Source organism: Chryseobacterium sp. 'Rf worker isolate 10', from assembly GCF_050753305.1.
Taxonomy (GTDB): domain Bacteria; phylum Bacteroidota; class Bacteroidia; order Flavobacteriales; family Weeksellaceae; genus Chryseobacterium.
Genome location: NZ_JBOZOF010000002.1, coordinates 209,674 through 223,783 on the forward strand (window position 1 = coordinate 209,674; position 14,110 = coordinate 223,783).

General features: G+C 37.3%; 6 protein-coding genes. 4 read left to right on the top strand and 2 right to left on the bottom strand.

Annotation, left to right across the window (positions count from 1 at the left end; genetic code table 11):
* Positions 1 to 7 precede the first annotated feature (7 nt).
* The 4 genes from LKL37_RS11005 (at position 8) to LKL37_RS11020 (ending at position 11,630) form a co-directional block, all read left to right on the top strand.
* Positions 8 to 2,602 carry a T9SS type A sorting domain-containing protein gene (locus LKL37_RS11005; protein ID WP_431610616.1) on the top strand — a complete coding sequence of 865 codons (2,595 nt, stop codon included), beginning with the start codon at positions 8 to 10 and terminating at the stop codon, positions 2,600 to 2,602.
* Between the two features lie 441 nt (positions 2,603 to 3,043).
* Positions 3,044 to 6,865 (top strand): DNA-directed RNA polymerase subunit beta, encoded by a 3,822-nt coding sequence (rpoB, locus tag LKL37_RS11010; RefSeq protein ID WP_431610617.1) that lies wholly within the window; start codon positions 3,044 to 3,046, stop codon positions 6,863 to 6,865.
* A 106-nt stretch (positions 6,866 to 6,971) separates the two neighbouring features.
* The gene (gene rpoC / locus LKL37_RS11015) at positions 6,972 to 11,237 is read left to right on the top strand and encodes a DNA-directed RNA polymerase subunit beta' (protein WP_431610618.1); all 4,266 of its coding nucleotides are present in this window, start codon (positions 6,972 to 6,974) and stop codon (positions 11,235 to 11,237) included.
* Positions 11,238 to 11,324: 87 nt separating this feature from the next.
* Positions 11,325 to 11,630: a DUF3467 domain-containing protein gene (locus tag LKL37_RS11020; RefSeq protein ID WP_002976436.1), complete on the top strand. Its 306-nt coding sequence runs from the start codon at positions 11,325 to 11,327 to the stop codon at positions 11,628 to 11,630.
* Between the two features lie 53 nt (positions 11,631 to 11,683).
* Here LKL37_RS11020 and LKL37_RS11025 read toward each other — a convergent pair whose 3' ends face one another.
* A complete protein-coding gene (locus LKL37_RS11025; RefSeq protein WP_431610619.1) occupies positions 11,684 to 12,850 on the bottom strand; it encodes a LuxR C-terminal-related transcriptional regulator in 1,167 nt (388 codons plus the stop codon).
* Positions 12,851 to 13,516: 666 nt separating this feature from the next.
* On the bottom strand, positions 13,517 to 14,107 hold the full coding sequence (locus LKL37_RS11030; protein ID WP_431610620.1) for a hypothetical protein: 591 nt from the start codon (positions 14,105 to 14,107) through the stop codon (positions 13,517 to 13,519).
* Positions 14,108 to 14,110: the final 3 nt, after the last annotated feature.

The window sequence follows — 14,110 nt, forward strand, 5'->3', positions numbered from 1 at the left end:
ATAAAAAATGACCAGAAAATTATTCGAAAAATTAGCTGCAATGCTTATGACATTCTTGATGTCTGCGGTATTATTTGCGCAGCAGGGCTATGAACCGATCCGTGGGATGGGTGTAGAAGCAAAACCTGTCAACAATTCAGGGATTTGTCTTGCATGTTATAACGGAAGCATGAATCCTGTAGTGGATGCCAGCCTTGATAATAGCGTAAGTATGGGGAATTTCGCTTCTCTTTTAAGTGGAAACGGAATATCTGTAAAAAATAAAAATACAACCTATCCTGCGGGATATATTACCGGATTCAATGTAGATCTTGGTACGAGCTTTATCACAGTAGACCTATTAAGCTCTTTGAGAATTAGTACCTATAAGAATGGGGTTCTTCAGGAGACTACTACCAGCAGTACACTTTTGTCAGTACCTGCATTTGGGGGAAGCAAAAACAGGATATTCCTGCATTTCAAAACTTCAAAAGAATTTGATGAAGTAAGATTGTATCAGACCAATGTTCTTTCCGTATTCAGTGCAATGAATGTATATTATGCATTCGCATTTGATCCTGCAAAAGTACCTACAGATAACAACGGTATTTGTGATGATATCATTGCTGGAAGTGGTGTTGACGGGAATGTATCCGGGAGCAGCAGTTTCTTAGCTCCGCTTTCTTACGTTCAGAATAAAGAAAGAATCGGAGATGGAAATAAAAACTCTTATGGATCGATAGTGCTGCCAGTTGGATTATTGGGGTCTTATTCGGTAGGAGTTCTTGATAAAAACCAGACGTACCCAGCGGGTAACAGAACAGGTTTTGTTATAGAGCCGGATGATCAGGGGAAATTGTTAAGTGCAGAATTCTTAAAAAATATTACCATAGAAACTTATCTTTTCGGTCAGCTTCAGGATTCAAAACAACTGTCTGACGGAGGAGGTTTAATCAATATTAAAGTATTAGGATACGGTTCGGGAAGACAAAAGGTTACATTGACAACCACTAAACCTTTCAACGAAGTAAGATTAAAAATTACCCAAACAGTAGGATTTAATTTAGGAGCACTGAAAGTATACTATGCTTTTGAAGAGCCTGTTTCTTGTGATTGTGATGATAAAATCCAGACAAGCGGATCTGCCGTACCAGGTAATTTGGTTACAGGAGCTACATGGACTTCGGGTCCTGGATTCCTTGGCCTTATTTTAGCAAAAATGACCAATCCGGAAGCTATTGTGGATAACAATCCATCCAACTATGCAACGGCAACGGTTCCGGCAGCATCTATTCTTAGTCTTTTCTCAGCATTTGCAACGGTAGGTACTAACGCTGTACTTCCTGCCAATACAATGGCTGGATTCACTGTAGAAAAAGCAGGAAATCTTCTTGGGGTAAGTGTTCTGGAAAATATTACCGTAACATTATACAACGGAAATATTTTGACGGATACCTTTACAAGTTCTGGAAGTCTTATCAGTGGAAACTTCTTCACTACGAATTCAAATAAATTCTATGTTGGAGGAAAGGCTACAAAACCGTTTAACCGTATTAAGATTACATTCAATAGCGGAACAGCCATTCGTTTTCCTCAAAACTACTATATCTATAATGCTTTTGCAAGCAGAGATGATGATAACGATGGTGTTCCAAACTGCTTCGACCAATGCCAGGGAGGAGATGACAGTATAGATAATAACGGAAACGGAATTCCTGACTGTGCAGAAGGATGTACAGCAGTAAATGACAAGTCTCCTTCACTGGATACTGATGGTGACGGAATTGTAGATGCTTGTGATTTGGATTCTGATAATGATGGTATTCCTGATTCAGTAGAAGATTTTGATAAAAACGGTAAGTTTCAGGATGACGATAATGAAGGAGATATCCTGATAACACCAGTATTGGGAGATTCTGTTCCTAATTATCTTGACCTTGATTCTGATAATGACGGTATCTTAGATTTATTTGAATCTGGAATTCCAACCTCAGTAATCAATCAGATTGATGCAGATCATAATGGAATTATCGATGCAAATGTTCCGGTCGGTAAAAACGGAATTGCAGATATTCTGGAAACTTCACCAGATTCGGGAGTTTTGAAATATCCAATCAAAAATACAGACGGTGATGATAAACCAGACTTCCTGGATATTACTTCCAATGGAATGGACTTTGACCTTTATAAGATAGGAAAAGGAAATCTTGATACTTTAGGAGGCGGGTTCATCTCTACAATTAATGATAAAGATAAAGATGGTATTCAGGCTGTGGTAGATACAGATCTTGTGAAAAGAGGATCTCCGGATTCACCACTTTCACCTTATGCTTCATTGCTGAAAAGTGTATCCGGTGCTGCAAAAATTGCTGCAACAGATATTGCAGATGCGGTCAATGATGTAAAAGTATATCCAAACCCTGTAAAAGCTGGAGAAGATCTTAAAATTACATCAGCAGAAGAAGGAGTATATACTTTGTTCTCAGCACAGGGGCAGGTTATTAAGACTGATAAGTTTAATGCCCATACAGGTATTAATACATCTTCACTTCCAACTGGGGGGTATATGATTAAAATAGAAACCAAATCGAAAATAAAATCTTATAAGATTATTGTGAAATAATCATAAGATTAGCTTGTGTTGTGGAGGGACTGCTCATTTTTGGGCAGTCTCTCTTATTTTTAAGAGCCTCAAAATGAGATGATTTATTTGTAATTGTGGATAACTTTTTATATCTTTGCCCCTCTTTTGGCGCGAAAAATTGTTTGTAAATTTATAAAATACTGAAAATCAACTCTTTCATTGTGTAAAACATGAAGGGGATTTCGTGTATATAGATGTTGCGGTAATATAGCCTCAAAAGTAATAAAAATATTTTGCATTACGCTGTGAAAAGATATACCAGCGTTGCAGTTAGAGAGAACTCAGTACAAAGTTTAAAAGAACTTAAGGTCCTTTGTGAGCGCCAAAAACACTTTTACCTTTACTTTTATCTTGTTATTTGTTCTTTTCTGATATTTTTTAATGAATCAAAATATTTTTTAACCCTTTCTTAAAAGTTTTATGAGTAAAACAAAATCAACAACTCAAGGAAATCCGAGAATTAATTTCTCATCAGCGAAAGGAAAAATTATCACTCCAGACTTTTTGGATATCCAAATTGAGTCTTTCAGAGAATTTTTCCAGCTTGATACACTTCCTGAAGCCAGAAAGACAGAAGCTCTTTACAAGACTTTCCAAGAGAATTTCCCAATTACGGATTCAAGAAACCAATTCGTATTAGAATTCTTAGACTATCTGGTAGATTCTCCACGTTATTCAATTGATGAGTGTGTGGAAAGAGGACTTACTTATTCAGTTCCTCTAAAAGCTAGACTTAAATTGTATTGTACTGACCCGGAACACGAAGATTTCCAAACTGTGGTTCAGGACGTATACTTAGGTCCGGTTCCTTATATGACGCCAAGTGGTTCTTTCATCATCAATGGTGCTGAGAGAGTTATCGTTACGCAGCTTCACCGTTCACCTGGTGTATTCTTCGGACAGACTTACCACGCGAACGGGACCAAATTATATTATTCAAGAATTATCCCTTTCAAAGGATCTTGGATGGAATTTACAACAGATATCAACAGCGTAATGTACGCGTATATCGACCGTAAGAAAAAATTACCATTAACAACTTTATTAAGAGCTATCGGGTACGAATCTGACAAGGACATCCTTCAGATCTTCGACCTTGCTGAAGAAGTGAAAGTTTCTAAAGCTGCCCTTAAAAAAGTAGAAGGGAGAACATTGGCTGCGAGAGTATTGAACACTTGGTTCGAAGATTTCGTAGACGAAGATACAGGTGAAGTAGTTTCTATCGAAAGAAACGAGATCATCTTGGATAGAGAAACAATCCTTGAAAAAGAACATTTAGATCTTATCCTGGATGCTGGTGTGAAATCAATCCTGATTCACAAAGAAAACAGCAATGAATTCTCTATCATCCAGAATACATTACAAAAAGACCCTACTAACTCTGAAAAAGAAGCAGTAGAGTATATTTATCGTCAGCTAAGAAATGCAGATCCGCCAGATGAGGAAACTGCAAGAGGAATCATTGAAAAATTATTCTTCTCTGAGCAGAGATACTCTTTAGGTGAAGTAGGACGTTACAGACTAAACAAAAAGTTAAGCCTAAACATCCCAACTACAACTGAAGTTCTTACAAAAGAAGATATCATTGCGATTGTAAGACACTTAATTGAGCTGGTAAACTCAAAAACTGATGTAGATGATATTGACCACTTATCAAACAGAAGAATTAAAACTGTTGGTGAGCAATTAGCAGGACAGTTCGGTGTAGGTCTTTCAAGAATTGCAAGAACAATCAAGGAAAGAATGAACGTTAGAGATAACGAAATCTTTACTCCGCTTGACCTTGTAAATGCTAAGACATTAACATCGGTAATCAACTCATTCTTTGGTACCAACCAGCTTTCTCAGTTCATGGACCAAACCAACCCTCTATCAGAGATCACTCACAAGAGAAGATTATCTGCACTAGGGCCTGGTGGTTTATCAAGAGAAAGAGCAGGTTTCGAGGTTCGTGACGTTCACCATACTCACTACGGAAGAATTTGTCCGATTGAAACTCCGGAAGGACCAAACATCGGTTTGATTTCATCTCTAGGTATTTATGCTAAAATCAACAGACTAGGTTTCATCGAAACTCCGTATAGAAAAGTAGAAGGTGGTAAGATTGAGCTTAATGCAGATCCTATTTACCTTAATGCAGAGGACGAAGAAGACAAAGTAATTGCTCAGGCAAACGTTGAATTGAGTGATAACGGTGACTTCTTAACAGACAGAATTATTGCAAGATTAGATGGTGACTACCCGGTAGTTGAGCCATCTCAGGTTAACCTTATTGATGTTGCACCTAACCAGATCTCTGGTATTTCTGCTTCATTAATTCCGTTCCTGGAGCATGATGATGCGAACCGTGCATTGATGGGATCTAACATGATGCGTCAGGCCGTTCCTCTATTGAAGCCACAGGCTCCAATCGTTGGTACAGGGCTTGAGCAACAAGTTGCAAGAGATTCAAGAATCTTAATCAATGCTGAAGGTACTGGTACTGTAGAGTATGTAGATGCTGACAAGATTACCATCAAATATGAAAGAAGTGAAGACGAAGATTTAGTACAATTCGAGTCTGCTACTAAAACATACAAACTTACTAAGTTTAGAAAAACTAACCAGAGTACAACAATCACACTAAGACCAAACGTAAGAGTAGGTGATGTAGTGGAGAAAGGACAAGTACTTTGCGACGGTTATGCTACTGAAAAAGGAGAATTGGCTCTTGGTAGAAACTTAGTGGTAGCGTTCATGCCTTGGAAAGGATACAACTTCGAGGATGCAATCGTAATCAACGAAAAAGTTGTACGTGAAGACTGGTTTACTTCAATCCACGTGGATGAGTATTCTCTTGAAGTTCGTGATACCAAATTAGGTATGGAAGAGCTTACAGCAGATATTCCAAACGTATCTGAAGAAGCTACTAAAGATCTTGACGAGAATGGTATGATCAGAATCGGTGCTGAAGTGAAGCCTGGAGATATCATGATTGGTAAAATTACTCCAAAAGGTGAATCTGACCCGACTCCTGAAGAAAAACTTCTTAGAGCAATCTTCGGTGATAAAGCTGGTGATGTGAAGGATGCTTCATTGAAAGCGGACTCTTCATTAAGAGGAGTTGTTATCAACAAGAAATTGTTCTCTAGAAACATTAAAGACAAAAAGAAAAGAACTGAAGAAAAACTTAGACTAGAAGAAATTGAAAACACTTATAAGGCTAAGTTTGATGAGTTAAGAAATACTTTAATTGAAAAATTAAATACACTGGTAAGCGGTAAAACTTCTCAAGGGGTACAAAATGACCTTGACGAAGAGATCATCGGTAAAGGTGTGAAATTCACTCACAAATTATTGACTTCAGTTGAAGATTATGTAAACGTTAGTGGTGCAGACTGGACAGTAGACGCTGACAAGAATGAATTGATCAAACAATTGATTCACAATTACAAAATCAAATATAACGATATCCAAGGGGTTAAAAACCGTGAGAAATTTGCAATTTCAATCGGAGATGAACTTCCTGCAGGTATCATGAAGCTGGCTAAAGTTTACATCGCTAAGAAACGTAAACTGAATGTAGGAGATAAAATGGCAGGACGTCACGGTAACAAAGGTATCGTTTCAAGAATCGTTCGTGAAGAAGATATGCCGTTCTTAGAAGATGGAACACCAGTAGATATCGTATTGAATCCACTAGGGGTACCTTCTCGTATGAACATCGGTCAGATTTATGAAACAGTTCTTGGATGGGCTGGTCAGAAACTGGGAATGAAGTTCGCTACACCGATCTTTGACGGAGCTACTCTTGATCAGATTACTGAATATACTGAGAAAGCAGGTCTTCCTAAATTCGGTCACACTCACCTTTATGATGGTGGTACCGGAGAAAGATTTACTCAGGCTGCAACAGTAGGTATCATTTACATGTTGAAACTAGGACACATGGTAGATGATAAGATGCACGCACGTTCTATCGGTCCTTACTCATTGATTACTCAACAGCCGTTAGGAGGTAAAGCTCAGTTCGGAGGTCAGAGATTCGGAGAGATGGAGGTTTGGGCACTTGAAGCATTCGGTGCATCTAACATCCTTAGAGAGATCCTTACTGTGAAGTCGGATGACGTGATTGGTAGAGCAAAAACTTATGAAGCAATTGCAAAAGGTGAATCTATGCCTGAACCAGGTATTCCAGAATCATTCAACGTATTACTTCACGAGTTACAAGGTCTTGGATTAGACGTAAGATTGGAGGAGTAAATTAAAGATTTAATTACTAAAAATTAAAGAATTAATCAACTCCGAGATGATAAGAGCGAAAGTGTAAAGCTTTCAATCTTTAATCTTTATAATCAAAAATAAAATTATGTCAAATAAAAATAAATCAAGTAGATTTAATAAAATAACCATCGGTTTAGCTTCACCGGAGTCTATTTTACAAGACTCAAGAGGGGAGGTTTTAAAACCGGAAACTATTAACTACAGAACTCACAAGCCTGAAAGAGACGGGCTGTTCTGTGAGAAAATCTTTGGTCCTGTAAAGGATTACGAATGTGCTTGTGGTAAATACAAGAGAATTCGTTACAAAGGGATCGTTTGTGACCGTTGTGGAGTAGAAGTTACTGAGAAAAAAGTAAGAAGAGAGAGAATCGGGCACATCAACCTTGTAGTTCCAATTGCACATATCTGGTATTTCCGTTCATTACCAAACAAAATCGGATACCTTTTAGGAATTCCTTCTAAGAAATTAGACATGATCATCTACTACGAAAGATATGTAGTGATCCAGCAGGGTATTGCTAAAAAATTAGACGGTTCTGATTTTGAAAATATGGAATTCCTTACAGAAGAAGAGTACCTTGACATCATGGAAACTCTTCCTGTAGAAAACCAGTATCTTGATGATTCTGATCCAAACAAATTCATCGCCAGAATGGGTGCTGAAGCGGTAGAAGATCTATTAAAAAGAATTGATCTTGATGCATTGTCTTTCGACTTGAGACACAAAGCTCACAACGAAGGTTCAAAACAAAGAAGAACTGAAGCTCTTAAAAGATTGAACGTTGTAGAAGCATTGAGAGGTGCTAATACAAGAATGATCAACAGACCAGAGTGGATGATCATGCGTGTACTTCCTGTTATCCCACCAGAACTAAGACCATTGGTTCCATTGGATGGAGGACGTTTCGCAACTTCTGACTTGAATGACCTTTATAGAAGAGTTATTATCAGAAATAACCGTTTGAAGAGATTATTGGAGATTAAAGCTCCTGAAGTAATCTTGAGAAACGAGAAGCGTATGCTTCAGGAATCAGTAGATTCATTATTCGATAACACAAGAAAATCTTCTGCAGTAAAATCTGAATCAAACAGACCATTGAAATCACTTTCTGATTCATTGAAAGGTAAGCAAGGTCGTTTCCGTCAGAACCTACTAGGAAAAAGGGTAGACTACTCTGCGCGTTCGGTAATTGTTGTAGGTCCAAACTTACAGCTTCACGAATGTGGTATTCCTAAAGATATGGCAGCTGAACTTTACAAACCATTCATCATTAGAAAACTAATTGAAAGAGGTATTGTAAAAACAGTGAAATCTGCAAAGAGAATTATCGACAGAAAAGAACCGGTAGTTTATGATATCCTTGAAAACGTGATGAAAGGTCACCCTGTTCTACTGAACAGAGCACCTACGCTTCACAGATTGGGTATTCAGGCTTTCCAACCTAAGATGATCGAAGGTAAAGCGATCCAGCTACACCCGTTAGTAACTACGGCCTTCAACGCCGATTTCGATGGTGACCAGATGGCGGTACACTTGCCGCTAGGACCAGAAGCGATCCTTGAAGCTCAGTTATTGATGTTAGGTTCTCAAAACATCTTGAACCCTGCAAACGGTTCTCCAATTACAGTACCATCTCAGGACATGGTTCTTGGTCTTTATTTCATGACTAAAGAATTAAGCTCTACTGAGACAATGAAAGTAAAAGGAGAAGGTCTTGCATTCTATTCTCCTGAAGAAGCAGAAATTGCTTACGCTGAAGGAAGAGTATCTTTAAATGCTAAAGTAAGATGTAGACTACCTATCAAAGAAGATGGTGAAATTGTTACAAGATTGATCGAAACTTCTGTTGGTAGAATTCTATTCAACCAAATCGTACCTAAGCAGTCAGGATATATCAATGAGCTTCTTACGAAGAAATCATTAAGAAATGTTATCGGTAAGATCCTTGCTGATACAGATTTCCCTACCACTGTGAAGTTCCTGGATGCAATGAAAGACTTAGGGTATTCAAACGCATTTAAAGGAGGTCTTTCATTCTCATTAGGGGATATTGTAGTTCCTGTTGAGAAAAAGCAAATGATTGCTTCATCTATTGAAACAGTAGACGAAATTAGAGCCAACTATAACATGGGTCTAATTACAGATACGGAACGTTATAACCAGGTAATCGACGTTTGGACAAATACCAACGCCGGATTAACTGAAATGATCATGAGCAGAATGAAAACTGACCAAGGTGGTTTCAACTCTGTATACATGATGCTTGACTCTGGAGCGAGGGGTTCTAAAGAACAGATCCGTCAGTTATCAGGGATGAGAGGTTTGATGGCAAAACCGCAGAAAGCTGGTTCTACCGGAGCGGAGATCATCGAAAACCCGATCCTTGCCAACTTTAAGGAAGGTCTTTCGATTCTAGAGTACTTTATCTCTACCCACGGTGCTCGTAAGGGTCTTGCGGATACCGCTCTTAAGACAGCCGATGCTGGTTACTTAACGAGAAGATTGGTAGACGTTGCACAGGACGTTATCGTTACAGAAGCAGACTGTGGAACGCTGAGAGGTACAGAAGTTACTGCACTTAAGAAAAATGACGAGATTGTTGAAAGAATCTCTGAAAGAATCTTAGGTAGAGTATCTCTTCATAATATTTACGATCCTGAAACTGACGAGCTTATTGCAAGTGCAGATCAGGTGATCATTGAAGCATTGGCGAAAAGAATCGAAGAAGCAGGATTAGAATCTGTGGAGGTTCGTTCACCATTAACTTGTGAGGCTAAGAAAGGTATCTGTGCAAAATGTTACGGTAGAAACTTAGCAACAGGTAAAGTGATCCACATGGGTGAAGCGGTAGGTGTAATTGCAGCACAGTCAATTGGGGAACCAGGTACTCAGCTTACGTTGAGAACTTTCCACCAAGGGGGTACTGCAGGAAACGTATCAGAAAACCCATCTATCGTTGCAAGAAGAGATGGTATCGTTGAAATGGATGAAGTAAGAACTATTACTTCTGAAGATGAAAACGGTAATACAGCTGAGGTTGTAGTTTCCCGTTCAACAGAATTCAGATTAGTTGCTGATAATGAGTCAAGAACTCCATTAATGGTAGCTAACGTACCTTACGGATCTATATTATCTGTGAAACCAGGTGATAAAGTGAAGAAAGGAGATACAATCTGTAGATGGGATCCGTATAACGCGGTTATCATTGCTGAAACTTCAGGTAAGGTAGAATACGAGGATATCATCCAGGGTATTTCATTCCAGCTTGAAATTGACGAACAAACAGGATTCGAAGAGAAAGTAATCTCTGAATCTAGAAATAAGAAAGCCGTACCTACCTTGAAGGTGGTAGACTCTAAAGGAGTTGAGCAAAAAGCTTACAACTTACCGGTAGGAGCCCACTTAATGGTTAACGATGGTGAAAAAATTAAGGCTGGTAAAGTCTTAATCAAGATCCCAAGAAAATCTGCAAAAGCAGGGGATATCACCGGAGGTCTTCCGAGAGTTACCGAATTATTCGAAGCTAGAAACCCTTCAAACCCAGCGGTTGTTACTGAAATCGACGGGGTAGTTTCTTACGGAAAAATCAAGAGAGGTAACCGTGAACTTATTGTTGAGGCTAAAACTGGAGAAAGAAAAATTTACTTAGTAAAACTTTCTAACCAGATTCTTGTTCAGGAGAATGACTTCGTAAGAGCAGGTTCTCCACTTTCTGACGGTTCTATTACACCGGAAGATATCTTAAGAATTAAAGGTCCAACAGCAGTTCAGGAATACTTAGTAAACGAAATTCAGGAAGTTTACCGTCTACAGGGGGTAAAAATCGACGACAAGCACTTCGAAATTATCGTAAGACAGATGATGACGAAAGTATCTATCGTAGATGGAGGTGATACTCAATTCCTTGAAGGAGCTCTTGAACACAAGTTTGACTTCTTAGAAGAAAATAACAGAGTATTCGGTCTTAAAGTAGTAGTAGAAGCTGGTGATTCTAAAGAATTTATGCCAGGTCAGATGATTACTGCAAGAGAATTAAGAGACGAAAACTCTAAGTTGAAGCGTGAAGACTTAAGCTTAGTAGAAGTAAGAGAAGCTCTTCCTGCTACTGCAACTCCTGTACTACAAGGTATTACAAGAGCAGCACTTCAGACGAAGTCATTCATGTCTGCAGCATCGTTCCAGGAAACTACTAAAGTTCTTAACGAAGCAGCAGTTGCTGGTAAGATAGACGATCTTAACGGTCTTAAAGAAAATGTAATTGTAGGTCACAGAATTCCTGCAGGTACAGGTCTTAAAGAGTATCAGAACGTTATTGTAGGTTCTAAGAAGGAATTCGAAGACCTTAACTAAAATTAATGATTTGAAATTTGGGGTTTGGAATTATTTTTATATTTTCACAATCTCAAATTTCGAATTTTAAAAACATAATTTATAACAATGGACAACAATCAAAATCCACAAGACGGAAACATCAACATCGAATTAAACGAAATGGTAGCTGCTGGTATCTATGCTAATTTAGCACTAGTAAACCACTCTCCATCTGAATTTGTAGTAGACTTTATTCAGTTGATGCCAGGTGTTCAGCAAGCTAAAGTAAGATCAAGAGTAATTCTTGCTCCACTTCACGCTAAAAGAGTATTAAATGCTCTTCAGCAGAACATCGCTAACTACGAGCAGCAGTTCGGAGAAATCAAAGAAGTTGAGCCTTTCGTATTAGGAGGAAACAACGTTCAAGCATAAGATTTTTCTTACAATATAAATCCCGTTTCGTTTTATTACGAGACGGGATTTTTTTATAGATTTTTGAACCAGAGATAAAGATCAGTGTCTGAAGGAATATTAAGCTTTTTCCGTATGCCATTTTTCCGGTTTTGAACCGTTTTTGGTGATGTGAAAGTATATTCCGCAATGTCTTTTGTAGAAAAATTAAGAAATAGTAAAGCGCAAAATTTTAATTCACTGCTTATTAGCTGCGGATTAATTTTCAGGATTGCAGAACAAACTTGTGGATACACCTCCTGAAATCTTATTAAAAACTCTGGACTGTTATCTTTGGCGAGCTGTACAACCTCGTCAAAAGATTCATTTATTTTAAGCTTTAATTCGTTGGCTTCTATTTCTTTCTGCTGAATAATGTCTCTTTCTTTCTGAAGTGTTAAAAATGAGGAATCTTTTTTCCTTTTATGAGAGTAAACAGAAAATATGATGACAAGCAGAGTGATCAATAATATAATGGTGATAATCCAGTATAATCTGACCTCTTTTTTTCTAAAAACTTCATTTTTCTCTTTTATAACATTGTCTAATGTTGCTGCCCTCGCAGATCCTTGTATAGCATTGATTTTCTTTTCTATAGTAAGTAATAAATCTTTGTATTCTGTCTGTTTTTTCTCATTTCCTAATATTTTATTTAATTTAATTAATGAGGTATAGGATTCGGATAGTTTATAAATATCCTCTTTTTCTTCGAATACTGTTTTAGCTTTTTCCAGATGATATTCAGCTGTTTTATAGTCATGAGAATGATAATATAAAACTCCAATTTTCTGCTCCAATACGGCACCTAATGTTATATCTTTTGCTTTATTATTATATAGAGCTGCTTTATTAAAATAATATTTGCTTGAGTCTATCCGATTATTCGTACTCCATACTTCTCCGAGATTAGTACAAATAGTAGCTCCGATAGTATTCTTTTTTTGTGTTTGCGTATTCTTGTAATCATTTTTGAAATAGTAATAGGCCTTACAATAGTAATAATAAGCAGAGTCTTTTGGCGTTTTTACAGTTTCGTATAAATTTCCGATATTATTATAATTTTTTGCCTTTATATAATTAATTTCTTCAGATAGCTCTCCAAGTCTGATTGCTTCCCGATATTTTTCTAATGCATCATTGTATAAACTTTGCTGATGGTAACAATTCCCAATATTGGTAATGATTTCAGATTTTAAGTCCATGTCTAATTGGGCATATTTTTCATTTAAAGCATTATTGAAAAAAAATAAAGCCTTGCCACAATCCCCAAGCTTCATATAGCATTTGCCACTAAATAAGTATGACCTCGCGATGCCTTTAGAATAGTTTTTCTTTTTAGATTCTTTTAATATGATGTTTTGCTTAGCAAGAACTCTTTTTAATTCACCACTTCGAAGATCGCTTTGAGAGGCTTCTAGCAAAGAGTCTATTGTGTGGTTCTGAGATATTAAATTTTTGAAAGTAAATGTGATCAGAACTATAAAAACACATTTAAGTGCAAATGTGTTTCTTATTGAATAAAATTGATGCATATAATGAAATTTTATTGACCCGTTATTAGCAATTACCCACCGTTAAGATAGAGTAATATTAACTAATTTTTGTTATATGTATAATAATATATGTTTATTGTAATATTAAATGCAAATTACATACAGCAAAATGGTGCTTCACAAATGATATGAGATATACGCATAGAAACGAGCTTAAAAACAAAATAGCAGGTTTTATTTGGATCAATGCAGATTTGCTACAAACATTTTTTCACACCAAAGTGGCTATAAATAGATGGCAAATAATTTAGTCTTATAATAAATAACCACTTCATATAGAAGTGGTTATTTGTTTAACCGTTTAATAAAAAAAACTTAGGGCTTCCAAAATGACCAAACTTTGCCATTGAAAATTGCAAGCTGCTTTTTGACGGTATCATATGCCATAGTTCCTGGTTCAGGATTTACAATATTCAGATGTGGACTTGCCACTTTAGGAAGAATCATTGCTTTATTATTCTCCTCCAACACTAATATTCCGGGAACAGCTGGGGTTGCTGGAGTTCCTATACTCACTTTAGCATTAGGATTATCTGTGTAAGAGTCCTGAAGGGTTGTGACCACTACTCCGGTTGTATCTCCAATTACCGGAACTGTTTCGTTTTTTGAAAGCGAAAACCAGTTTCCAGCGCCTGCACCATTTTTATACTTAACAATTTTATCAACCGTATCAAAAATAATCGTTCCCGGAACCGCAGCGGCTTTGTCCATATCCGCAGTAATCCAAGGTAAAATAATTCCTCTACCCAATAAGGCTCCGCCATAATCACCAAACTCTAAGGAGATAGAGGGGTTTGTAGTTGTATTTGCGGGTGGGATGGTACTAATAGATGCCTTTCCTATTGCTACTTGTGCTGTAGCCAAATTAACAACCAACAGGCAAAATATTTTTATAATGTTTTTCATTTT